Annotated in this window: 19 protein-coding genes and 1 tRNA gene; 15 read left to right on the forward strand and 5 right to left on the reverse strand. The window is 62.7% G+C overall.

Annotated elements, in window-relative coordinates; translation table 11 throughout:
• Window positions 1-21 precede the first annotated feature (21 nt).
• The 4 genes from P1T08_07755 to P1T08_07770 all read right to left on the reverse strand — a co-directional run bounded on the left by P1T08_07755 (window position 22) and on the right by P1T08_07770 (window position 4,574).
• Window positions 22-1,494, reverse strand: coding sequence for a glycosyltransferase (locus P1T08_07755; protein MDF1595975.1), 1,473 nt, complete (start codon window positions 1,492-1,494; stop codon window positions 22-24).
• Window positions 1,491-2,558 (reverse strand): hypothetical protein, encoded by a 1,068-nt coding sequence (locus P1T08_07760; protein MDF1595976.1) that lies wholly within the window; start codon window positions 2,556-2,558, stop codon window positions 1,491-1,493. Before P1T08_07760 ends, P1T08_07755 begins: the two co-directional genes overlap by 4 nt.
• 12 nt (window positions 2,559-2,570) lie before the next feature.
• Window positions 2,571-3,398 (reverse strand): response regulator, encoded by an 828-nt coding sequence (locus P1T08_07765; GenBank protein MDF1595977.1) that lies wholly within the window; start codon window positions 3,396-3,398, stop codon window positions 2,571-2,573.
• A gap of 174 nt (window positions 3,399-3,572) precedes the next feature.
• Window positions 3,573-4,574: a polyprenyl synthetase family protein gene (locus P1T08_07770; GenBank protein ID MDF1595978.1), complete on the reverse strand. Its 1,002-nt coding sequence runs from the start codon at window positions 4,572-4,574 to the stop codon at window positions 3,573-3,575.
• A gap of 196 nt (window positions 4,575-4,770) precedes the next feature.
• Between P1T08_07770 and P1T08_07775 the strand changes: the two genes are divergently transcribed.
• The 6 genes from P1T08_07775 (at window position 4,771) to P1T08_07800 (ending at window position 13,481) form a co-directional block, all read left to right on the forward strand.
• Entirely contained in the window at window positions 4,771-7,266 is a 2,496-nt protein-coding gene (locus tag P1T08_07775; protein MDF1595979.1) for an ATP-dependent Clp protease ATP-binding subunit, read from the forward strand.
• Between the two features lie 173 nt (window positions 7,267-7,439).
• A complete protein-coding gene (locus P1T08_07780; GenBank protein MDF1595980.1) occupies window positions 7,440-8,117 on the forward strand; it encodes a queuosine precursor transporter in 678 nt (225 codons plus the stop codon).
• A 72-nt stretch (window positions 8,118-8,189) separates the two neighbouring features.
• Window positions 8,190-9,359 carry a BMP family ABC transporter substrate-binding protein gene (locus P1T08_07785; GenBank protein ID MDF1595981.1) on the forward strand — a complete coding sequence of 390 codons (1,170 nt, stop codon included), beginning with the start codon at window positions 8,190-8,192 and terminating at the stop codon, window positions 9,357-9,359.
• A gap of 95 nt (window positions 9,360-9,454) precedes the next feature.
• Complete coding sequence (locus tag P1T08_07790) at window positions 9,455-10,963, forward strand: ABC transporter ATP-binding protein (protein MDF1595982.1); 1,509 nt, start codon at window positions 9,455-9,457, stop codon at window positions 10,961-10,963.
• Window positions 10,960-12,210, forward strand: a complete 1,251-nt coding sequence (locus tag P1T08_07795; protein ID MDF1595983.1) for an ABC transporter permease — start codon at window positions 10,960-10,962, stop codon at window positions 12,208-12,210. Before P1T08_07790 ends, P1T08_07795 begins: the two co-directional genes overlap by 4 nt.
• Window positions 12,207-13,481, forward strand: a complete 1,275-nt coding sequence (locus tag P1T08_07800) for an ABC transporter permease (GenBank protein ID MDF1595984.1) — start codon at window positions 12,207-12,209, stop codon at window positions 13,479-13,481. The genes P1T08_07795 and P1T08_07800 overlap by 4 nt, the downstream gene beginning before the upstream one ends.
• Window positions 13,482-13,594: 113 nt before the next feature.
• On the opposite strand, the gene P1T08_07805 is transcribed toward P1T08_07800, so the two are convergent.
• Window positions 13,595-14,512, reverse strand: coding sequence for a hypothetical protein (locus tag P1T08_07805; GenBank protein ID MDF1595985.1), 918 nt, complete (start codon window positions 14,510-14,512; stop codon window positions 13,595-13,597).
• Between the two features lie 241 nt (window positions 14,513-14,753).
• On the opposite strand from P1T08_07805, the gene radA reads away from it, so the two are divergent.
• The 9 genes from radA to P1T08_07850 all read left to right on the forward strand — a co-directional run bounded on the left by radA (window position 14,754) and on the right by P1T08_07850 (window position 22,519).
• A complete protein-coding gene (gene radA / locus P1T08_07810) occupies window positions 14,754-16,061 on the forward strand; it encodes a DNA repair protein RadA (GenBank protein MDF1595986.1) in 1,308 nt (435 codons plus the stop codon).
• A 95-nt stretch (window positions 16,062-16,156) separates the two neighbouring features.
• On the forward strand, window positions 16,157-17,224 hold the full coding sequence (disA, locus tag P1T08_07815; GenBank protein ID MDF1595987.1) for a DNA integrity scanning diadenylate cyclase DisA: 1,068 nt from the start codon (window positions 16,157-16,159) through the stop codon (window positions 17,222-17,224).
• Between the two features lie 51 nt (window positions 17,225-17,275).
• On the forward strand, window positions 17,276-18,142 hold the full coding sequence (locus P1T08_07820) for a CarD family transcriptional regulator (protein MDF1595988.1): 867 nt from the start codon (window positions 17,276-17,278) through the stop codon (window positions 18,140-18,142).
• A 12-nt stretch (window positions 18,143-18,154) separates the two neighbouring features.
• Window positions 18,155-19,219, forward strand: coding sequence for a TRAM domain-containing protein (locus tag P1T08_07825; protein MDF1595989.1), 1,065 nt, complete (start codon window positions 18,155-18,157; stop codon window positions 19,217-19,219).
• The gene (locus P1T08_07830) at window positions 19,216-19,821 is read left to right on the forward strand and encodes a 2-C-methyl-D-erythritol 4-phosphate cytidylyltransferase (GenBank protein ID MDF1595990.1); all 606 of its coding nucleotides are present in this window, start codon (window positions 19,216-19,218) and stop codon (window positions 19,819-19,821) included. Before P1T08_07825 ends, P1T08_07830 begins: the two co-directional genes overlap by 4 nt.
• A complete protein-coding gene (gene ispF / locus P1T08_07835) occupies window positions 19,818-20,297 on the forward strand; it encodes a 2-C-methyl-D-erythritol 2,4-cyclodiphosphate synthase (GenBank protein ID MDF1595991.1) in 480 nt (159 codons plus the stop codon). The genes P1T08_07830 and ispF overlap by 4 nt, the downstream gene beginning before the upstream one ends.
• A 13-nt stretch (window positions 20,298-20,310) precedes the next feature.
• The gene (cysS, locus tag P1T08_07840; protein ID MDF1595992.1) at window positions 20,311-21,711 is read left to right on the forward strand and encodes a cysteine--tRNA ligase; all 1,401 of its coding nucleotides are present in this window, start codon (window positions 20,311-20,313) and stop codon (window positions 21,709-21,711) included.
• A complete protein-coding gene (rlmB, locus tag P1T08_07845; GenBank protein ID MDF1595993.1) occupies window positions 21,686-22,411 on the forward strand; it encodes a 23S rRNA (guanosine(2251)-2'-O)-methyltransferase RlmB in 726 nt (241 codons plus the stop codon). The genes cysS and rlmB overlap by 26 nt, the downstream gene beginning before the upstream one ends.
• Before the next feature lie 35 nt (window positions 22,412-22,446).
• Window positions 22,447-22,519 (forward strand) — tRNA-Thr (locus P1T08_07850).
• Window positions 22,520-22,669 lie beyond the last annotated feature (150 nt).

Here is a 22,669-nt window from a genome sequence, read left to right on the forward strand (position 1 = left end):
CGAATCTGATCTGGTGATCAGTTACGTATGGTCCGAGCCTTTCGTCGTCCGCAGATCGTCCGCAGTGAGATCGATCACCGCAGGCCGGGTGGACTCGACCGAAGGAGTGAAGCCGCGGCGATCCAGGCTTCCCCACGTGTGGTCGCCGCGCAACGCCGAGACTATGCCCTTGATGCGCCACCACGTTGACAGCTGCCGGTATCCGAAATTCTCGATCAGCGCCACCACGATCATTCGCCCCAAGTCGGCCGGTCTCGTGTACCGGCGAAACGACAACTCCTCCAGGGCCACCGCTGCTACCGACAGCGCAACGCCGGCAGCCACCGCCAGCGCTAGGAAAGCCAGCACATATTGCAGAGGGGCATTTCCGGTGACCGCAGCCCACAGGAAGAACGCAAATCCGACGGCTTCGATGATCGGCCCGATGACTTCAAAGATCGTGTAGTAGGTGAATCCGATCAGACCGGGCGGACCGTAGCGCGGGTTGCCGAACATCCGCCGGTGGCGCCAGAGGGTCTGCACCAGACCCCGCTGCCACCGGTCACGCTGCCGGCCGAGGCTCTTGAGGTCTTCCGGGGCTTCCGTCCAGGCAACCGGGTCCGGCACGAAGTTGATCCGGTACTTGATCTCTTTCTCCCGGCAATATCGATGCAGGCGGACGACGAGTTCCATGTCTTCTCCGACTGTGTCGGTGGAGAACCCGCCGACCTGCGCAACGATCGCCCGCTTGAACACACCGAATGCCCCGGAGATGATGAGGGTCGATCGCAGCACATCCCAGCCGACCCGGGTGGCGAGGAAGGCACGGAGGTATTCGATGACCTGAAAGCGGGCTACCAAGTTCGTCGGTAGCAACACCTGGCGAACGATGCCACCCTCGACGATGCAGCCGTTGGCGATGCGAACGATTCCTCCCGCCGCGATTGTCGTCCGGTCCTCGAGAAACGGGCGAACGAGGCGGGGCAGTGCCTCCGGTTCGAGCAGCGTGTCGGCGTCCATCGCGCAGAACAATGGAGTCCGGGCGTGGTTGAGGCCGGCGTTCAGGCTGTCGGCCTTGCCCCCGTTTTCTTTGTCGATTACCCACAGGTTCGGATGGCGGCCCGCCCGGTATACCGCCCGCACCGGAGCAGTTGAGAGCGACGAACTCGGGGTGCGTTCCGCCGTTTCCAGCTCGAAGGCCTCTATCAGGTGATCGAGTGTGCGGTCCGTTGAGCCGTCGTTCACGACGATGATCTCGTAGTCCGAATACTGCAGGGTGAGTAGTGATCGGACCGACTCGACGATGCCGGCGACCTCATTGAACGCTGGCATGACCAGGGTGATCGGCATTCCCCCGGCTGCGTTGACGAGATCGCTGATGTGGAGTGACTCGAGGCGCCCGACGTATTTCTTGAGATGGAGGAAGGCCAGAATGCTCGTGGTCATGTAGATGACATTGAGAGCCAGGAAATAGGCGAGGATCACTACGCTGACGACGGTGATCGCAGTGGTCATGCGACCTTCTCCATGATCGCTTCTCGGGCCAGCGCCGCCATTGGGTGGCCGCTTTCCACCATGGCCTCGAGCCGCGCCGCGCCACCCGCCTCCACCATGGCTTGGGCCGAGTTGATGGCGACCCAGGGTTCGGGGTCTGCCATTCCTCGCTCGAGCAGCTCGAGGTCGACCGCTTCGCCGACGGTCCCCAGCACCCGCAAGGCCAGGGCTCGCAGCACGAAGTCCCTGCTGGTCGCGCAGCTCCTGGCGATCGGCAGGTGCTCCGGTCCGCCCACCGCTCTGAGCAGACGTAGTGAAGCCGCTGCGAGTTCCCGGTCGGGAGTTCCGTTGAGGATCCCGGCTGCAACGTCGGCGGCGGCGGGGTCGGTGAGGAGGCTGAGGGCGTCTGCGGCAACGGCCCGATCGAGGGGGTCACGGTTGCTCCGCAGGTACGACCGGAGTGCCGGAGCCACCTCGGACCCCATGGAGGCCAGCATGCTGGAGAGGAAGCGGCTGTTCCACCTGGCATAGCGGTGGAGATTGAAGAGGACGTCGTCGATGTACGCCGGCTGGCGCGATGCTGAGAGCGTCCGTGCCGCCACCATCGAAACGAGCGCTGAGGGATCATCGAGTGCCCCGGCGACTATCGGGCCGTATTGCGCCATACCGAGGGTCGCCAGCGTTTGCACGGCGAAGGCGCGCCGCTCAGGGTTCCGGGCCTTGAGGTCTCTCACGATCATCGGCAGGTGTGGTGTGGCGAGGTCGACGACCACCCGGCGGTCGCCGCCGGACAGGAGGCGGGCATAGCGGACGAGGAACTTCAGGAAGTGTCTCCTCGAGCGCGATGTGACGGTGGCGTGAAGCCGGGAGGCGGGGATGGATCCGTCGATGACGTCGAGGAGCAAGGGCTCCCAGCTCGCCTCGTAGGAGTTGTAGCGGCGAGCACGAAGCACGTTGCGGATCCGCATTGAGAAGGCCACTCCGGCCAGATACAAGACGACTGCGACGATGGCGAGCGTCGACCAGAGCACGACGGTGATCAATGAACCCGTCGCCCACGCTGGAGAGGTTCCGCCGGACCACATGACGGTCGGCGGCTACTTCGCCAGCAGACGCTGGACCCGGAGGGCGAGCTCTGTCGGCGAGAACGGCTTCAGGATGTAGTCATCGGCTCCGCCGGACAGTGCGCGTACAACGTCCTGTTCGGCGCCCATCCCGGTGAGCATTACCACGGGAGTTGAGGCCAAATTCGGGTCTTCCTTGAATCGGCCAAGGAGTTCGAAACCGTCCATTCGTGGCATCTTCACGTCGAATATCGCCAGGGCATAGGGTTGGGGACCGGCTGCCTGAGCAGCTTCGAGCGCGCTCTGGCCATCCGGATGATGCACGACCACATAGCCCTCCCGTTGAAGGCGATGGATGATCAGCCGGTCGGTGAGGGTGTCGTCTTCGGCGAGAAGGATCGTGCGCCGGTCACCGGTTGCTTCAGTTTGGATCTGCACTCTGTCACCTCCTTTCGCCTGTGCATCCGATCGAAGCAGTCTTGCAGTATCGAGGGTCAGTTGGCGGTCATCGTTCCTGGTGTCGGCGGCGAGACCCGCGGAGAAGCTGACCATCACGTCCGGGATATCTGCCCGGTTCCTGACCCGAAGGCGCGCCGTTTCCAGGAAACCGGCTGCTTCAGTCCGGTCGAGGTCGGGGAAAACGCAGACGATTTCGTCACCTACGCCGGGGAAACGTGTGGCCGGGGGTTCGAGGTGGGCGGCCAGCAATTCGTCCACCAGTTGCGCGGCAGTTTCTGTGTCGACCGGGGTCGCCGAGCCTTCCGAGGGGAACGCTTCGGGCATGATCGACGCTACCGTCATCAGCTGCCGCTTCGATGAGTGCGGGCGCGGCGGCTCGGTGCGGGCGCGGTCGTCGATCACGGGGCCGCCTCGCGCCCGATCGGGCCCGGAGTGCCCCTTCTGTTGGGGCTGATCCGTTCAGTCGTGTGCGTGCGCATGATCGAGTCCGTCCGGTTGCGGTTGTGGACTCCTGTCGGCCGATCCCGCCGATAGCTTATGGCTTATGGAGAAGAGGCGTTGGCCCGCGCCAAACGGCTAACCGGCCGATCGCCCCGCAGCCACCCGGTTGATGAGGTAGCCCCCGAGCGAGTTCAGGACGTCTTTCGCAGGTGAATCTGCCAGGTCGGCGATGGCGTTCCCGGCGACCTCTATCCGGCGGGACGCTTCATCGAGAGCGCTCTCCACGTATCCGCCTGCCCGCACGAGGTCAATGACCTCCGAAACAGATTCCTGGGGATAAGGCCGGGGGCGGGCCAGCATCTCGCCGATCCGGCTTCCATCTGGACCTTGTAGCGCCGAGAGCACTGGCAGAGTGAACTTGCCCTCCGAAATGTCGGATCCGGCCGGCTTGCCGAGAAAATCGTCGGTGGCAACGAGATCCAGTGCGTCGTCACTGATCTGGAAAACGATGCCCAGCTCCCAGGCCCATCGGCTGAGGCGTTCCACATCGTCGGGAGACGCGTCCGCGGCCATGGCGCCGAGCCGGGCAGATGTGCGGATCAGGCTTGCCGTCTTTCCCTCGATCACCCGGAAATACTCGTCCGTGCCGTGGTGGATGTCCCAGTCGAGTTGGAGTTCCAGGGTCTGGCCTTCGACCAGTTCGGCGTAGGTCCTGGCCAGGATCTCGACCGCCCGCTGCCCCAGTGTGGCGGCCGCCACCTCAGATGCCCGCGCCATCAAGAAGTCGCCGGCCAGGATGGCAACGGTGTTGCCCCAGTTGGTGTTTGCGGAGTCTGTGCCGCGACGTGTGGTCGCTTCATCGATGACGTCGTCGTGATAGAGGCTGCCGACGTGGATGAGTTCGACGGCGACGGCCGCGTCGATTGAGCGCTGATCGTCGGCCGGGCCAAACTCCGCGGCGAGTTGGGCCAGGAGGGGGCGGAAGCGCTTGCCACCGGCGATGAGAAGGTGCTGAGCCGCTTTGGTGAGGAACGCGTCACCCGATTGCGATACCTCGAGCAATCGCGTCTCGACGCGTTCGAGCCGCTGCCACACCGACGGCAGTGGAACGAGATCTTCGAGGGTTGGAGCGTCCATGCACGACCTTCTCAGCGGGTGCGGGTGCATGGTAGTGCGCTGCCGGTTAACGAAGCAGAGCAGATCACGCAGGTCCTGGACGGTCCGGCCGACCGGGCTTATGCAGGCCCGTCGGGTTTGGCGGGTACCGGGGTTATACTCAACTGCGCGGCCGGCGATTGGCCCGCTGGGGAATTTGGTAGGAGGCCGAGAGACCTTGTTCGAACGCTTTACTGATCGGGCCCGAAGAGTTGTGGTGCTTGCACAGGAGGAGGCGCGCCTCCTCAATCACAACTACATCGGCACCGAGCACATCTTGCTTGGCCTCATCCATGAAGGTGAGGGCGTTGCGGCCCGCGCCCTGGAGAGTCTGGGCATCAACCTCGACTCCGTCCGCCAGCAGGTGGTCGAGATCATCGGGCAGGGTCAGCAGGCGCCGAGCGGGCACATTCCGTTCACGCCCCGCGCTAAGAAGGTTCTCGAGCTGAGTCTGCGCGAGGCGCTTCAACTCGGCCACAACTACATAGGTACAGAGCACATTCTGCTGGGACTCATCCGGGAGGGTGAGGGGGTTGCCGCTCAGGTTCTACAGAAACTCGGCGCAGATCTCCCGAAGGTTCGTCAAACCGTCATTCAGCTGCTGTCCGGAGTTCAGGGCGATGATCAGCCGTCTGGCCCCTCATCCGCCAAGGGCCGGGCCGAGCAACCGACGGGTGGATCGACGATCCTCGATCAGTTCGGAAGGAATCTCACCCAGTCTGCTCGTGAGCAGAAGCTCGATCCCGTGATCGGCCGCCAGACCGAGATCGAGCGAGTCATGCAGATTCTGTCCAGGCGGACCAAAAACAACCCGGTCTTGGTGGGAGAGCCCGGAGTTGGCAAAACGGCCATCGTGGAAGGCCTCGCCCAGCGTATCGTCGCCGGCGATGTCCCGGATACCTTGACGAACAAGCAGCTCTACACGCTCGACCTGGGCTCGCTCGTGGCAGGCTCGCGCTATCGGGGTGACTTCGAAGAGCGTCTCAAGAAGGTGCTGAAGGAGATTCGGACCCGGGGCGACATCGTCCTGTTCATCGACGAGATTCACACCCTGGTTGGAGCGGGCGCCGCAGAAGGCGCCATCGACGCGGCGAGCATTCTGAAGCCGATGCTGGCTCGCGGCGAACTGCAGACCGTCGGCGCCACCACGCTCGAGGAGTACCGCAAGTACCTGGAGAAGGACTCTGCACTCGAGCGACGATTCCAGCCGGTTAAGGTCGAGGAACCAACGGTGGCCGATACCATTCAGATTCTGCACGGCCTTCGGGATCGGTATGAAGCGCACCACAAGGTGCGATTCACCGACCAGGCGCTCGTGAATGCCGCCAACCTGGCGGATCGCTATCTCGCCGATCGGTTCCTCCCGGACAAAGCCATAGACCTCATCGACGAGGCCGGCAGCCGCATGCGAATCCAGCGAAAAGGCAGCATGCCTGAGCTCGAGGATCTCGACGATCGTATCTTCGAAGTGCGGTCTTCCAAGTTGGAGGCCGTCCAGTCGCAGCAGTACGAACGGGCTGCCCAGCTCCGCGATCAGGAACGGAGCCTCACTTCAGATCGTATGGAACATGAGCGCGAAGCGAGCGAGTCCGGCATCCAATCAACCTGGGTGATCGACGAAGAAGAAATCGCCGAGGTGCTGGCGCAATGGACGGGTATCCCGGTGCACCGTCTGACCGAGGAGGAAACCGCCCGGCTGGTCCGCATGGAAGACGAGCTCCACAAGCGAATCATTGGTCAGCACGACGCCATCGGCGCGGTGAGCCGGGCCATCCGCAGGACCCGGGCCGGGCTCAAGGATCCGAAGCGTCCGGCCGGGTCGTTCATCTTCCTCGGGCCATCCGGCGTCGGCAAGACCGAGACTGCCAAAGCGCTGGCCGAGTTCCTGTTCGGTGATGAGGCCGCCCTCATCCAACTCGACATGTCGGAGTACATGGAGAAGCACACTGTGAGCCGGTTGGTCGGTTCGCCTCCCGGGTACGTTGGCTACGATGAAGGTGGGCAGCTCACCGAAGCGGTCCGGCGCAAGCCATTTTCTGTCGTGCTCTTCGACGAGATCGAGAAAGCCCACCCGGATGTCTTCAACACACTGCTCCAGATTCTCGAGGACGGCCGGCTGACCGACGCCCAGGGTCGGACGGTCGACTTCAAGAACACGGTCATCATCATGACCTCCAACCTGGGTACCTCCGAGCTGCGGAAGAAGGCGGTCGGGTTCCACAAGGGAAACGAAGAGGTCACATACGAGTACATGAAGGAGCGCGTGACCGAGGCGCTCAAGAAGAACTTCCGTCCGGAGTTCCTCAACCGCATCGACGAAGTGATCGTGTTCCACGAGCTTCGCAAGGATGAGGTCAAGGAGATCGTCGATCTCATGCTGGCGAGAGTCCATCAACAGTTGAAGTCACAGAGCCTTCAACTGGCGTTGTCGGATGCCGCCAAAGGTTTCCTCGCAGACAAGGGATACGATCCGGAGCTTGGTGCCCGGCCGTTGCGCCGAGCCATACAGCGGCGCCTCGAAGATGCCCTGTCGGAACGGGTCCTGCTCGGCTCCTTCAAGGCCGGGACCACCATCGTCGTGGACGTCGACACCGAAACCGACGAGCTCACCTTTGAGGAAGTCGAAGCTCCCGATCAACCGCCTGTGGTGCTGGCCGAGTCACAAGACTCCTAAGAGGTTCTAGGTTCGAGGTTCTAGGTCAGTTGCCTGTCACCTTTCTTCGCCAATCGGTGCTTCCAGCACGAAAGTACCTAGAACTCATGACCTAGTACCCGGAGACCCGGATGCGCTCTTGGCTCCCAGCCTCAGAGGGCATGCGATCCGCTCTCGCTACACTCCCGAACCCTATGACCGTTGCCTCGAGCGATCTGCGCCGCGCCTACCGGGTCCTCACGATTGTGGTGGCGGCCTACATCTCCGCCCAACTGCTGGCGGATATCGCCAGCCTCAGGATCGTGTCTGTGGCCGGGTTGTCCATGGACGGTGGAACGCTCATCTATCCGTTCACGTTCACGATTCGCGATCTGGTTCACAAGCTCGCCGGTAAACAGGTCGCCAGATTGCTCATCTTCCTGGCGGCGGGCATCAACCTCGTCATGGCGGGTGTGTTCCGGCTCGTGGCTGAGCTCCCGGCCGATCTCGAGGTCGGCACGCAGACCGGGTTCGGTTCCGTACTGGCGCCGGTGTGGACGATCGTGGCCGCATCCATCATCGCCGAGGTCGTCGCGGAACTGATCGATACCGAGGTCTATCAGAGGTGGGCAGATCGGTTCGGGGAACGATGGCAATGGGGCCGGGTCCTCTCGTCAAATGGCATCGCCATTCCAATCGATTCTGCCCTGTTCGTGTGGCTCGCCTTCGGGGGGTGGCTGCCGGGATCAGAGGGTCTGGCGACTGGTGTGCTCCTGAGCATCTTCTGGGCGAACGTGCTCATCAAGGGAGCGGTCACCCTGGTTTCCATCCCCTGGATCTACCTCGTGAAACCTTCACCGCTCCCGCAGCCTCCAACCGGCGCAACGGCCTGAGGCGGCTTTCGGGAAGGTAGAATGGCAGAGGTGGGCATAGCTCTCACCATTCGTTAGGAAAGGACTCCCTTGATGCAATCCAAGACATGGATGAAGATCGTGGCGTTGCTCGCGGTCTTCGCACTTGTATTGGCCGCCTGCGGCGACAGCACGACAGATACGACTGCTGCTCCCGATACGACGGATACGACTGCTGCCCCCGACACCACGGACACGACGATGGCGCCCGACACCACGGATACCACGATGGCGCCCGACACCACGGACACGACCGCCGCCGCGATGGTCGATTACAAGGCCTGCGAGGTCACCGATACCGGCGGTGTCGACGACCGCAGCTTCAACCAGAGCGCCTGGGAAGGCGCCCTGAAGGCCGAAGCGGAACTCGGTGTAGAGGTGAAGGTTCTCGAATCTCAGTCTGCAGCAGATTTCGAGCCGAACATCAACTCTCTGATCGCCGACGACTGCGATATGGTCGTCACCGTCGGGTTCCTGCTCGGCGACGCCACGCTCGCCGCCGCCCAGGCCAATCCGGATGTTGCGTTCTCGATCGTTGACTACGCGTACGATCCGGTTGTCGACAACATTGCCGCCCACGTCTACGCAACCGCAGACGGTGCATTCTTGGCGGGCTACGTTGCCGCAGCCATGACCCAGACCGGGACGATTGCCACCTACGGTGGTGTCGACATCGGCGGACCCGTGACCGACTTCATGGACGGTTTCGTTTGGGGTGCTCGTTACTACAACCAGGAGAAGGGCACCGATGTCCAGGTGCTCGGCTGGAATCCCGATACCAAGGAAGGTCTGTTCACCGGTAACTTCGAGAGCATCGAGGACGCCAGGACGCTCAGCGTGAGTTTGGCGGACGAAGGTGCCGACATCTTCCTGCCCGTCGGCGGACAGATCGGGCAAGGCTCGGCGGCGCTGGCTCAGGAACGTGGGGATATGTGGGTGATCGGTGTGGACTCCGACTGGTTCCTGTCGGTTCCACAGTTCTCCGACGTCATCCTGACGTCCGTGCTGAAGAAGATCGATGTGTCGGTCTACGACACCATCAAGTCGGCCGTCGACGGCATGTTTGCCGGCGGCACCGTCGTCAACACGATGGCGACCGGTGCCATCGACATCGCTCCGTTCCATGATGCCGACTCGTTGGTTCCCGCCGAATTGAAGGCTGAAGTCGAGGCGATCAAGGCGGCCATCATCGATGGTTCGCTCGACATCGTTATCTCCGGCTAAAAGAACGCGAGAAGCACAAACAACGAGAGCCCCCTCTTTCACGAGGGGGCTCTCGTTCGTCTAGGCTGCCTCGTGCTGGTCGAGAGGAGGAGTGGGTGGAACTCGAGCTGAAGGGAATCACCAAACGGTTCCCGGGAGTCCTGGCCAACGATCGAGTCAATCTCGAAATCAAGTCGGGGGAGATTCTTGGCCTCCTTGGGGAGAACGGGGCCGGGAAGACCACGCTCATGAACGTCCTCTACGGTCTCTACTCGGCGACCGAAGGCGAGATCCTGATCGACGGGCGCGTGCAGGATTTCCAGTCGCCGGGCGACGCCATCGCCGCCGGGATAGGCATGGTCCATCAGCATTTCATGCTCGTTCCGGTGTTCACAGTCGCCGAAAACGTAGTTCTGGGCGTTGAACCGACCAGGGCAGCCGGCATCCTCAACATGGAGGAGGCCCGCCGCGACGTCCGCCAGATCTCCGCCAAGTACGGCCTCGAAGTCGATCCAGAAGCCGTCATCGAAGACCTCCCGGTCGGTATCCAGCAACGAGTCGAGATCATCAAAGTGCTGTTCCGACAGGCGGAGATCATCGTGTTCGACGAGCCGACCGCGGTGCTCACCCCGCAGGAGGTCGAGGAATTCTTCGGCATCGTCCGGTCCCTTCGTGACGCAGGTAAGGGGATCATCTTCATCACCCACAAGCTCGACGAGATTCGCGAGGTAGCCGATCGTATCAACGTATTGCGGCGGGGCCGGGTTGTTGGGGAGGCCGATCCGAAGAGCGTTAGCAAAGAAGAACTGGCTGAAATGATGGTCGGCCGGCCGGTAGAGCTGGTGGTGGCAAAGGGGGAGGCGACTCCCGGTGCCCCCGTTCTCGAGGTGCAAGACCTGGTCGTCCTCGACGACCGCAATCATCCCAACGTTGACGGAGTTTCATTCACCGTTCACGCCGGTGAGATCGTCGGTATCGCCGGTGTGCAGGGCAACGGTCAAACCGAGCTCGTTGAAGCGTTGACCGGGTTGCGGACGGCCCTGTCGGGAGTCGTCCGGCTGTCCGGTGAGGTGGTGACCGACGACACGCCGCGTGAGATCCACCGCAAGAGCGTCGCCCACGTGCCGGAAGATCGGCAGCGGTCCGGTCTCGTGCTGACCTTTACCGTTGCCGAGAACCTGGTGCTCGACAGCTACTACGACGAGCCGTTTTCTAGCGGCGTGGTCATGGACTGGGCCCGGACGAGAGAGAACGCCAGATCACTCGTGGAAGAGTACGACGTACGGACCCCCTCGATCGAGGTCGAAGTCCGCAATCTGTCTGGAGGCAATCAGCAGAAGGTGATCGTGGCGCGCGAGTTTTCACGCGACGTGAAGTTCACCGTTGCTTCGCAACCAACGCGTGGACTCGATGTCGGTTCCATCGAGTACATCCACGAGCGAATCGTCAAGGAGCGCGACACGGGTGGGGCAATCCTCATTGTTTCGACGGAACTCGACGAGGTCATGGCCCTCTCCGATCGCATCCTCGTCATGTACCGGGGCAAGATCGTGGCCGAGCGCCGCCCGGACGAGACCGACACGACACAACTCGGATTGTTCATGGCAGGAGTGACTGAGAAATGAGCGACGAGCACACGGGCCCGCAGGCTGAGGACCCGGCCAACGGGGAAGGAATGGCCACCGAGCCGGCTGCCAACGGCCCCGATCGGCGCATCTGGGCGCGCATCACAGGGGCAGAGGGTGACTGGCGGTCCCAGATCCTGGTCCCGGTACTGGCCGTCTTCACGGCCCTGGTGATCGGGGCCATCATCATTGCACTCTCGGACATCGATCTGCTCGGCATGTGGGGCGATGACGCCGGTGAGGCTTTCCGGCAGACCTTCGCCCGGATCGGAGACGCGTACGGCGGCCTGTTCACCGGCGCCTTCGGTTCGGTTCGAGGCGTTTCGGAAACGCTCACCTGGGCAACTCCGCTCATACTCGCCGGGCTATCCGTCGCCATCGGATTTCGGGCCGGGCTCTTCAATATCGGCGCGGAAGGTCAGATGCTCATGGGCGGGATGCTGGCCCTCGTGGTCGGGTTTCAGTTCAACGTTACGATCTGGCTCCATCTACCGCTGGCCATCCTGGGCGGCTTCATTGGTGGGGCCATCTGGGGTGGCATTCCCGGCTGGCTGCGCGCCAGGACCGGGGCACACGAGGTTATTACAACCATCATGTTCAATTGGATCGCCATTCGGTTCGTCGACTACGCCCTCAAGACGACCTTCATTCAGCGGGAGGGTCGGCCCGATCGTATCTCCAAGGACGTACTGGAATCTGGTCGGCTTCCCAAGTTGCTCGGCTGGATAGACCCGCAGTACCGGCTCAATGCCGGGATCATCGTGGCGTTGCTGGCTGCCTGGGGGGTGTACTGGTTGTTGTTCAAGTCAACGGTCGGTTTTGAGGTCCGGGCGGTAGGAGCCAATCCGGACGGAGCCAAATACGCCGGCATGAACGTCACGCGGGCCTACATCCTGGTCATGGCGGTTGCAGGTGGTCTCGGCGGATTGGCCGGCTCGACTCAGATCCTCGGGGTGCTCGGCAACGCCACCCCCGGCTTCAGCGCCAATCTCGGCTTCGACGCAATTGCCCTCGCCCTGCTGGGGCGGTCGCATCCGTTCGGCGTGGTTCTGGCCGGCATCTTGTTTGGTGCGCTGCGAGCGGGTGGGCAGCAGATGCAGGTGGCGAGTGATGTGGGGATCGACCTGATCCTGGTCATTCAGGCCCTCATCGTGGTGTTCATTGCAGCTCCGGAACTGATCCGGGCCATATTCCGGGTGAGGGCCGTCAAGGCGGCCGAGCAAATCACACGGGGGTGGGCAACATGACCGCCGCTACTGCAACTGCAACGGCACAGCGAGTGCTTCGATCTCCGGCGGAGATTCGACGGGCACGCATCATCGGAGTCATCTATCTCTTGCTGGCTGCCTTCGTGCTGGTCGTCTTCGCCATGGGGACCGAGGGTGATGCGACCTTCCGGCTGGCCGCCGCAGAAGACCGGTTCCAGCTTCCGGATCTCATTCTGTCCGCGGCCGGGCTCTCCTACACCGCCGCCGCGCTTCTGGCCTTTCTGGGCGGCATGCAACTGACCCGAGGTTTTGGGAAAGCTACCAACATCGTGCTTGGCCTTGCCATGGCGCTGATCGCCTTCACGTTTCTTGGGTGGGCGGCGGCCGGCAAGTCTTTCAGCCTGGTGGGGATGCTGCAGCTGACGGTGGTCAAGAGCGTGCCGATCACGTTCGGAGCACTGTCGGGTGTGATGTGCGAACGAGTGGCGGTGATCAACATCGGCATCGAGGGCATGCTGCTGTCTGGGGCCTTCCTAGGCGCCCTGATCGGGTCGGTGGCAGGACCATGGATGGGGATTCTGGCGGGAATCCTGGTGGGCGGATTGCTGGCGTTCGCTCTGGCTGTGCTGGCGATCAAGTACCGGGTCGACCAGATCATTGCCGGGGTGGTCATCAACATCTTTGCGCTGGGCATAACCTCGTTTCTGACCAGTTCCATTCTCGTGGAGAATTCCGACACGTTGAACCGCGTCGATATCTTCCGGGCCTGGAAGGTTCCCCTGCTCGGCGATATCCCGTTCATCGGACCGATCTTCTTCAATCACAACTTCTTTGTTTACGGCATGTATGTGCTGGTGGCGGTGATCGCCTTCGCGCTGTTCAAGACCCGGTGGGGTTTGCGATCGCGGGCAGTGGGGGAGCATCCAAAGGCAGCCGACACGCTGGGCATCAACGTGTTCCGGTTCCGCTACCTCAACGTGATTCTCGGGGGGATGATTGCCGGTTTCGGCGGTGCATACTTCACGGTCGGTTCGGCGGGTGCGTTTGATGAGAACATGTCGGCCGGCCGCGGCTTCATCGGCCTGGCAGCAATGATCTTCGGTCGGTGGCATCCCGTTGGAGCTCTCGGGGCAGCACTTGTCTTCGGCTTCGCCGATTCACTCCAGGCGAAGCTGGCCATTCTTCAGACGCCCATACCGGGTGAGTTCCTGCTGATGGCGCCCTACATCGTGACGGTGATCGTGGTAGCCGGAGTGGTCGGCCGGGCCCGCCCGCCGGCGGCCGACGGTCAACCGTACGTGAAGGAATAGGCCCAATCAGGTAATCGGATATGGGTTGTAGGTTCTTCCGGCGAGAACACCTGGCGGTTTGGGCACGACCCACTACCTAGAACCTAGAACTCTGAAGGGGCGTTGAGCGGTGCTCAACGCCCCGGTTTGCCGTAGAACTCCAACTCTGCCAGTGCCAACTCGGAAAACGGGATGCCGACCTCTCCCGTCGCCGGATCGGTGTAGGCCTCCGCGGCATACACCCCGGTCACCCGGATCGTGAGTTCGGTCGTCGCCAGTGTCTGAATGCGAATCGACTGTGGCTGTGACTTGTCATCCAGCGTGAAGTTGAACGGCGAGGTCACGTCGTCGGCGACAATCTCCAGGTCCTTGATCCGGTAGTTCCGCCTGAACTTCGCCTCGTCGGTGACATTCATGATGACGATCGTCTCGAGTTGGACGGGGGTGCCGAAGGTGATCACGAACTCGGCGCCCTCACCTTTGAGGCTCAAGTCATTCCAGTAGGTCTCAACAGAACCGTCCTTGAGGTTGTCGCACGGCAGGCTGACGAACTCGGATGAACAGGTGATGAGCAGCACCGGCAGCTTCTGGGTGGCGGCGATCGTCGCCGATGTAGTGCTCGTACTCGATGCTCCATCCACGACGGTGTCATCGGTCGAGTCGCCGGTGAGAGCCCCGAAGATCCAGGCGATCAGCAGCACTCCGAGCAGGACGCCCGTGATCATTATGGCGGCCCTGACACCCGCCGACGCCTGGAGGAATGGTTGTGGGGCAACGGGAAGGGGGCCTTGCGCTAGCCTCGCTCCGCACTCCTCACAATGCCGGTTGGTCTCCGGGTTGGCGGCGCCGCACGACGGACACGTGAGGGAGGTATAGGGAATCGAGGCCACTCCGTAGTCGCCTTCCTCCACGTAGTTGTCGGGTGGGGTGTCATCGAGATCGAATTGCTCGACCTCGCTGTCCGCAAGCGGATCGACCCATAGGCCGCACTGCGGGCAGAACTGATCGTCCTTGAACTGGGCGCCACAGTTGGTGCAGGTATGTTCGCTCAACCAGAGTCCTTCCTTCGGGCGTTATTGTGCCATGCATTGATGGTGCTGTGGGCGATCAGAACGACGGAAACCTGGACACCGGCAAATATCGTCGGTCTCGTAGTGTTGGTGGCCGCCTTGGCCGGCCTCGCTTTCTGGCATTTTCGAGGACGCGCGAAGCCCTAGCAAGGGCTCGCGGCTGGTGCGGGTTGGCAGATAGCTCACTTGCTCTTGTGTCCCATGCCGCCGATAGGATCGCTCCATGACATTTCGATGTGGAGAGTGCGGATATCGATCCGGGAAATGGATGGGCTTCTGCCCGCAGTGCCGGTCCGATCTGGGCTTGATCGAAGACGACCGTGCCAGGTCCGTTGCGCGAATCCCGGTGCCGACACCGTTGCAGGTTGCCGGCAACCGGACGATCGAGCGCGCCAGGATCGGGATCGGTGAAGTGGATCGTGTGCTCGGTGGTGGTCTCGTGCCGGGATCCGTGGTACTTGTCGGCGGTGAACCCGGCGTCGGCAAGTCGACGCTGTTGCTTCAGGTCGCCGGGAGCCTCGCCGATGCCGGCGGGAAGGTCCTCGTTGCCACCGCTGAAGAATCGGAAGACCAGGTGGGCCTCAGGGCCCGACGCCTCAGCGTTGCCACGGACAACGTGTTTCTCCTCGCGGAAGAGGACGTCGATTCCATCATCGCGGCTGCCGGGGAGTTGCGCCCGGACCTCTTGATCGTGGATTCCGTGCAGGCGGTGAGTGCCGCAGAGGTCGGGAGCGGCCCCGGCTCGATCGCCCAGGTGCGCGAGTGTGGGGCGCGCTTGACGCGGTTCGCAAAAGAACGGAACGTGGCGGTGATTCTGGTCGGTCATGTCACCAAAGATGGCGGCATCGCCGGACCCAAGTTGCTGGAGCATATGGTCGATGTCGTCCTCTATCTCGAAGGCGAGTCCGAGCATGGCCTCCGCACCCTGCGGAGTCTCAAGAACCGATTCGGGGCGACCCACGTCGTCGGCCTCTTCGAGATGGCGACCGTCGGGTTGGTCGAGGTCGATGACCCATCCGCAGTGTTTCTGGCCGGGTGGCGTCACACGGTGGCCGGGTCCGTCGTCGTTCCAGCTGTGCAGGGCCGCCGGCCGGTGCTGGTGGAGGTGCAGGCGCTGGTCGCTCCTACCAAGTTCGTCCAGCCGCGTCGTAGCACTCGTGGCATCGAGTCCGCCCGACTTCACCAGCTGATCGCAGTCCTGGCGCGCCACGGTGGGATTCCCTTCTACGACCGGGAGGTCTACGTCGGGCTGGTGGGTGGTCTCCGGATCGCCGAGCCTGCGATCGATCTGCCGCTGGCGCTCGCACTCGTCTCCTCGCTGCTCGATAAACCGCTCGGTCGGCTGGCTGCCTGGGGTGAAGTGGGCTTGACGGGGGAGATCAGGTCGGTGCCGCATGAGTCGAGGCGCCGGGAGGAAGCCAACCGGCTGGGCGTCGAGCGGATCGTCGCGCCCTCCGATGTGAGCTCGCTGGCTGAGGCCCTGGAGTGGGCGGGTTTGCTGCCCGACGGAGGCCATACGCCGGGGAGATGAGTGCCGGGTAGGTGCTTCGGAACCCTGGGAGGGAACGGAACCCGGTTCACATGACGCGACGCTGAGGCTCGGGTGGGTGTAGTAGATTCCTGTCGATGGTTGCGCGTCTCACTCTCCAAGATGTCCTAGAGCGTCTGGCGCCGGGCACACCGCTCCGGCAGGCTGTGGAGCGAATCATTCAGCAGCGGAATGGTGCCCTCGTCATCCTCGGCTTCAACGCGGGAGTGGCAGATTTGTGCAGCGGCGGATTTGAACTCTCCGACTCCGCTTTCACTCCTGCCAGGCTGGCCGAGCTGGCCAAGATGGATGGGGCGATCATCATCGACGATTCCTTCGGACAAATCCTGCGTGCGAATGTGCACCTGCTGCCGAATCCCAAATACGGTACGGATGAGACCGGCGCACGACACCGAACTGCGGAACGTACCGCACAGCAGACCCGCAGGCCGGTGTTGAGCGTGAGTGAGGACCGACGCATGGCGACCCTCTTCATCGATGGAACCAAGCACGAGCTCTTGAGTCCCACGCTTGTCGCCGCCAAGGTCAACCAATCGCTCCAGACGCTCGATCGGTTCCGCAGAAGGCTCGAAGACGCTGAGGAGATCCTCACTCGCTCCGAGATAGCCGACCTCGTTACCTTCCGGACGGTCCTCACGGTGTTGCAGCGGTCTGAACTCGTGCGCAGGATCGGGCAGGAGATCAAGCAAGATGCGGTAGGTCTGGGTGACGAGGGGGGCCTGATCGTTCTTCAGATTGCCGACCTGATCCATGGTGTGGATGAGCTCAGGGAACTGACTTTGGCAGACTACGTTCGCCCCAATCGGGCCAATGTGATTCGTGGGGCTCTCAACGATCTCGAAGCAATACCGATGGCGGATTTGACCAGTGCCGAGCGGGTTGCGGAGGCACTCGGATTCGATCAACCCGACCAGCAGGCGGAAGCCCGCGGGGTTCGGCTTCTGTCCCATGTTCCAAGGCTTCCTGATTTCGTCCGGACCTCGTTGGTTCGTCACTTCCGCGACGTGCAGCGCTTGCTGGCCGCTTCAGCTGCTGACCTCGAGCGCGTGGAAGGCGTCGGCGCAGCCCGCGCTGAGCAGATCCGGCGTTATTTCGACCGCATGGTCGACCGCACCCAGATGTGGCAATCCACCTCGCTCGACTAACGAGCCCGGCTCTGCGCGAGGTACACTGTTCCGCCCCCGACGAGAGTGTGCATGGCCACGAAGAAACCCGCATCCGCAAAGAAACCTGCCGCCCCCAAGACGGCGACCGCTAAGAAGTCTGCGGCGAAGAAGCCTGCTGCCAAGGCGGCTGCGGCGAAGAAACCTGCTGCCAAGAAGCCTGCTGCGAAGACGGCTGCGGCGAAGAAACCTGCTGCCAAGAAGCCTGCTGCCAAGACGGCTGCAGCGAAGAAACCTGCTGCGAAGAAACCCGCGGCGAGGAAGCCGGCCGCCAAGGCCGAGCTGAGGCCGGCGGTGCTGAAGAAGCCCATTGCGAAGCGACCTGTTGCCGGCCAGCCTGATGCCACGGCCGATGCGGCGAGCGCTCCGGCCGCCAAACCTGCCCCTCGTCGCAAGAGGCCGTCGCCATTCGGCCTGGGCGACAAGGTTGTGCACCCTCACCACGGTGCCGCGATCATCACCAAGAAGGTCAAGCAGGTGGTGGCGGGGGAGAAGCGTGACTACTTCGTACTCGAGATTGCCACCGACCAACTCACGGTTTTCGTGCCGGTCGACAACATCGAAGACACCATCCGCCCCGTCATCTCCAAGGCTGCCGCAGGGCGGGTGTTCAAGCTCTTCAAGGAGGAGCCCCAGGAAGCGGGCAGCAACTGGTCTCGCTGGTACAAAGTACTCAACGAGAAGATGACCAGTGGTGACATCTATCAGGTTGCCGAGGTCGTTCGTGACCTCACGTTCGCTCAGCAGACGAAGGGCATTTCGCCTGCCCTCAAACGCATGTTGAGCAAAGCCAGGCTAACCCTCACCAGCGAGCTTCAGTTCGCTTTGGCAATCGACGATGAAGAGGCAACGAAGAAACTCGATAGGGCACTACCCAAGGTCGAGATCGAAGAGAGCTAACGGAGGTCTGCCGTGGTCGTTGAGGCCGTTCGCCTGCTGATCACGCTGGTCTTTACCGCCGCCGGTTTCCAACTGGGGGATTCGCTATCCGCCCGTTTCCCGGATGCACTCGGCGTATCTGACACTGCTTCTGTGGTCGGAGCCGTCATCGGAGCCGGAGTCGGGTATGTCGGCGGGGGCATGTTTGGCCGGAGTTTTCGTTCTCGTCTCGAGACGGCGCCTGAACGCTTGGTGGCGAGGGTATCCGGCCCCAGCCTGTTTGCCGGGGCATTCGGGGTCGTGACCGGATTGCTGATCGGGATCGTCGCCTCGATTCCGATTGTGCTGCTGCTGCCTCCTGCCATCGGGTGGCCGTTGGCAGCCCTGGTTGCCCTCCTGCTGATCCTGGTGGCCGTCCGGGTCTTTATGGCCCGCTCCGAGGATCTCCTCGCCGTGGCCGGCCTCAGGACCCGCGGGCCTCTGCGCAGCCACAGCCTTCTTGAGGGAGAGCGGGCCTACTTGATCGACTCCTCGGCGGCTATCGACGGGCGCCTCCTGGCGCTCGTGCAGGCCGGCCTCGTGCAGGGCCGTCTGTGGGCTCCTGCCTTTGTTGTCGACGAACTCCAGGGCCTGGCGGATTCCGGTGACGGTGGTATTCGGAGGCGGGGCAGGAGAGGTCTCGAGGCGCTCGAAGCACTGCATTCCGCCACAGGCGAGTTCACGGTGCTCGAGGAGGACGTTCTCGAGTTCGAGCACGTCGATGCCAAATTGCTCCATCTGGCGGCGCTCTCCAACGCCCGGCTGGTGACGACCGACTACAACCTTTCAAAGGCCGCAGAACTGCGCGGCATTACCGTGCTGAATCCGAGTGTTCTTGGTGAGCGGCTGAAGCCGATCGTGAGTACCGGCGAGACCATGACCGTGACGATCGCCAAGGCCGGGAAGGGGGCCGGACAGGGTATCGCCTATCTGGATGATGGAACGATGGTGGTGGTCGAGGAGACGTCCAATCTGATCGGCCAGGATCTCGAGGTGGTGGTGACGAGTACTACTCGAACTGCAGTTGGCCGGATGCTGTTTGCCCGACCAGCCTCATGATCGTTTGGGGGGTGGTCGTTGCGGCAGGCCTGGGCCGTCGATTTGGCGGGATGAAGCAGCACATCGAACTCGGCGGTGTGCCTCTCTGGCGATGGGGACAGAAGGCCCTTCTCAGCGGTGGGGTCGATGGGGTGATCCTGGTCGGCCCGGTGGAGGGCGGCGTCCCGGGCGGGGAGCGGCGTCGAGATTCCGTGGCGGCAGGCTTGAGCCGGCTCCCTGAGGGTGTTGACTATGTTCTCGTCCACGACGCGGCCCGTCCTCTGGCGAGTTCCGGGCTGGTCGCGCGTGTGATCGAACGTCTCGAGCAGGGCGATGTCGACGGTGTTGTCCCCGTCGTTCCGGTTCGCGACACCTTGAAAGAGATTGCAGGCGGGGCCGTCGTCGGTACCTGCGACCGGACGAATCTCGTTTCCGCTCAGACGCCGCAGGGTTTTCGATTGTCCGCGCTCATGGAAGCGCATGCGTTCTTCGTTGGTGATGCCAGCGACGATGCCTCCATGGTTGAAGCAATGGGAGGGGCAGTCGGGTGGGTCGACGGAGACCCGGGTAATCTGAAGCTGACCTATCCGGAGGATCTGCGCGTGCTCGAGTCGCTGCTGTGATACGAGTCGGATGGGGATACGACGTACACGCCTTCGGCGGCGTGGGCCCCTTGTTGCTGGCCGGCAGGATAATCGACCCGGACCGCGGGCTGGTCGGTACGTCCGATGCAGATGTGGTGGCCCACGCAGTTTCCGACGCGCTGCTGGGAGCCGCCGCCTTGGGTGATCTCGGTTTGCTGTTCCCGTCATCCGACTCGAAGTGGTCGGGCGCAGACTCGATGGTGCTTCTTGCAGACGTGTTCAAGCGGTTCGCCGGTGCAGGACTGGCGATCGCCCATCTCGACGTCACGGTGATTGCAGAACGTGTCCGTATTGCTCCCCATCGCACGGCAATGCGTGAACGACTGGCCGCAGTGCTCGAGACGGGAATCGAGTCGGTGTCCGTCAAAGCCACTTCGACGGATGGATTGGGTTTCATTGGGCGAGACGAAGGAGTGGCGGCGGTGGCGGTGGTTACCGCCTCGGTGGTGCCCTAGGATCTGCTACCCCATGCAGGTATTCAACACTCTCGGTCGGAGCCTCGAAACCTTTGTACCCCGGGATCCGGACCAGGTTTCTATGTACGTCTGTGGTCCTACCGTCCAGTCGGAACCACATCTAGGGCACGGCCGAGCCGGAGTTGCGTTCGACGTCATCCGCCGCTACTTCCGATGGAAGGGTTTCGAGGTGACGCATGTGCAGAACGTCACCGACATAGAAGACAAGATCATCGCGGCTGCCAACGAACGCGGGATGGCGGTCGCCGACCTGGCGGCAGAGATGACGGCTCGATTCGACGCCTGCTACCGCGCCCTGGGTATTGAACGTCCGGATATCGAACCCCGCGCCACAGAGCACATCGACCAGATGCTGAGTCTCATTTCGAACTTGATCGATCGGGGCTTGGCCTATGCGGCCGGCGGTGACGTCTACTTCTCTGTTCGCTCTCTTCCCGGGTACGGCAAGCTCTCGGGCCGCAACCTCGACGGTCTGTTGTCGGGGGCCAGGGTGGCGATCGGGGAGAACAAGCGTGATCCGCTCGACTTCGCATTGTGGAAGGCGGCCAAGCCGGAAGAGCCCAAGTGGGCCTCGCCGTGGGGCGAGGGACGACCCGGATGGCACATTGAATGCTCGGCGATGGCGGCCCAGTACCTGGGAGACGGATTCGACATCCACGGTGGGGGAACCGACCTGATCTTTCCTCATCACGAGAACGAGATTGCCCAGTCGGAGGGTGCGGGTGCCTCGCCGTTTGCCCGCTACTGGCTGCACAACGAAATGCTGAACCTCGGCGGCGAGAAGATGGCGAAATCGACCGGCCATGTGATCGACCTAGCCACGGCTATCGATCGGTTCGGCGGGATGACGGTGCGGCTGTTCTACCTGCGCGCCCACTATCGATCGCCGCTCGAGTACTCGGAGCAACTCCTGGAGGATGCAGCCGCTGCACTCGAGCGCTTGCGCGCATTCGGCAGGCGGTCGGAGGTTGAGGGGGCCGTCGCGGACGAGGAACTGCTCGCACGCTTCACTGCCGCGATGGATGACGATTTCAATACTCCGGACGCGCTGGCCGCCATGTTCGAAGCGGTGAAGGAAGGCAACCGCCGGCTCGACGAGGGAGTCGAGGTGGGTCCGATCGTTGCGGTGTTCTCCACGATGGTGCAGGTGCTCGGCCTCGACCTTGCGCTGACGGATGGCGAAGATGTCGAGTCGGCGCTGGCCGCGCTTGCGGGCCGATTTGGGGTCGTCGCCGGACCCGTCGATCAGATGATGGAAGCCTTGCTCGCCAAACGTACGCAGGCGAGGGACGAACGAGACTGGGCTGCGTCCGACGCCATTCGCGACGATCTGGCCGAGCTGGGAGTGATCGTGGAGGATACGGCCGATGGCGCCCGCTGGCATCGGGGATAGCGTCGAGGGCGTCCACGCCGTACGGGCCGCCGTCGAAGCAGGGCGGGTCGAGCGGTTGTTCGTCGATCGCCGCCGTCGCGATGATCTCGAGGGAATGGTGGGCAGCTCGGGCGTGCCGTATGAGGTCGTCGATGACATTCGGGTCCATGCCCTCACCGAGGTGCCGCAGGGATTCGTCGCCAAATGCCGTCCGCTTGCCACCGTTTCGGTTGAAGATGCAATCGAGCTGGCAACGCCGGCTGCCCTCATGGTGCTCGACCATGTCGAGGATCCGCACAATCTCGGGGCGGTGGCGCGTTCGGCGCATGCGGCCGGCGTACAGGCGTTGATCACGGGAGGTCGGCGGTCGGCTCCGTTCGGGCCTGCCGCCTTCAAGGCCGCCGCCGGAGCCCTGGAACACGTGCGGGTATGCGTTGTCTCTTCGATTGCCGACACCATCACCAGGTTGAAGAAGACCGGCGTTTGGACGGTCGGGTTGACTGCCGGCGCTTCGCAGAGCCTGTTCGGCCTCCCGCTTCTGACCGAACCCGTTGCGATCATCGCCGGCGCGGAAGGCAGGGGTTTGAGCCGCTTGGTGGAGGATCGTGTCGATGTGGTGGCCTCGATCCCGATGCGCTCGGATCTCGAGAGTCTGAATGTCTCCGTGGCAGCCGCTCTGGCAATGTTCGAGATCGGCCGCGTTCGCGGGGAACTCGGTTAGCCGGACTCTCGATTAGCACTATTCTCTCGGGCACCGCCGGGTTAGCTCAGTCGGTAGAGCGCTTCTCTTGTAAAGAAGTGGTCGTCGGTTCGATTCCGACACCCGGCTCCGTTTGAAACCCCAGTTCAACTGAGGCTTCGTGGGCGTCATTCTTCTTCGATTCAACCTCGTGGAGGTATGCTGACGCCGCTCGCTGAAATTCCCCAGGGTTGCTCATCGAAATTCCTCACCTTGGGTTGGGTTTGGATGCTAGTTGTT

Source organism: Acidimicrobiia bacterium (assembly GCA_029210695.1).
GTDB lineage: Bacteria > Actinomycetota > Acidimicrobiia > Spongiisociales > JAHEDJ01 > JAHEDJ01.

Bases quoted from the DNA above. Each gene is read 5' to 3' on its own strand.
- P1T08_07760 (MDF1595976.1), bottom strand. From the start codon at position 2,558: ATGTGGTCCGGCGGAACCTCTCCAGCGTGGGCGACGGGTTCATTGATC.
- P1T08_07800 (MDF1595984.1), top strand. From the start codon at position 12,207: ATGACCGCCGCTACTGCAACTGCAACGGCACAGCGAGTGCTTCGATCT.
- cysS (MDF1595992.1), top strand. From the start codon at position 20,311: ATGCAGGTATTCAACACTCTCGGTCGGAGCCTCGAAACCTTTGTACCC.
- P1T08_07820 (MDF1595988.1), top strand. From the start codon at position 17,276: ATGGCCACGAAGAAACCCGCATCCGCAAAGAAACCTGCCGCCCCCAAG.
- radA (MDF1595986.1), top strand. From the start codon at position 14,754: ATGACATTTCGATGTGGAGAGTGCGGATATCGATCCGGGAAATGGATG.
- P1T08_07770 (MDF1595978.1), bottom strand. From the start codon at position 4,574: ATGGACGCTCCAACCCTCGAAGATCTCGTTCCACTGCCGTCGGTGTGG.
- P1T08_07830 (MDF1595990.1), top strand. From the start codon at position 19,216: ATGATCGTTTGGGGGGTGGTCGTTGCGGCAGGCCTGGGCCGTCGATTT.
- P1T08_07785 (MDF1595981.1), top strand. From the start codon at position 8,190: ATGCAATCCAAGACATGGATGAAGATCGTGGCGTTGCTCGCGGTCTTC.
- P1T08_07780 (MDF1595980.1), top strand. From the start codon at position 7,440: ATGACCGTTGCCTCGAGCGATCTGCGCCGCGCCTACCGGGTCCTCACG.
- rlmB (MDF1595993.1), top strand. From the start codon at position 21,686: ATGGCGCCCGCTGGCATCGGGGATAGCGTCGAGGGCGTCCACGCCGTA.
- P1T08_07755 (MDF1595975.1), bottom strand. From the start codon at position 1,494: ATGACCACTGCGATCACCGTCGTCAGCGTAGTGATCCTCGCCTATTTC.
- disA (MDF1595987.1), top strand. From the start codon at position 16,157: ATGGTTGCGCGTCTCACTCTCCAAGATGTCCTAGAGCGTCTGGCGCCG.
- P1T08_07795 (MDF1595983.1), top strand. From the start codon at position 10,960: ATGAGCGACGAGCACACGGGCCCGCAGGCTGAGGACCCGGCCAACGGG.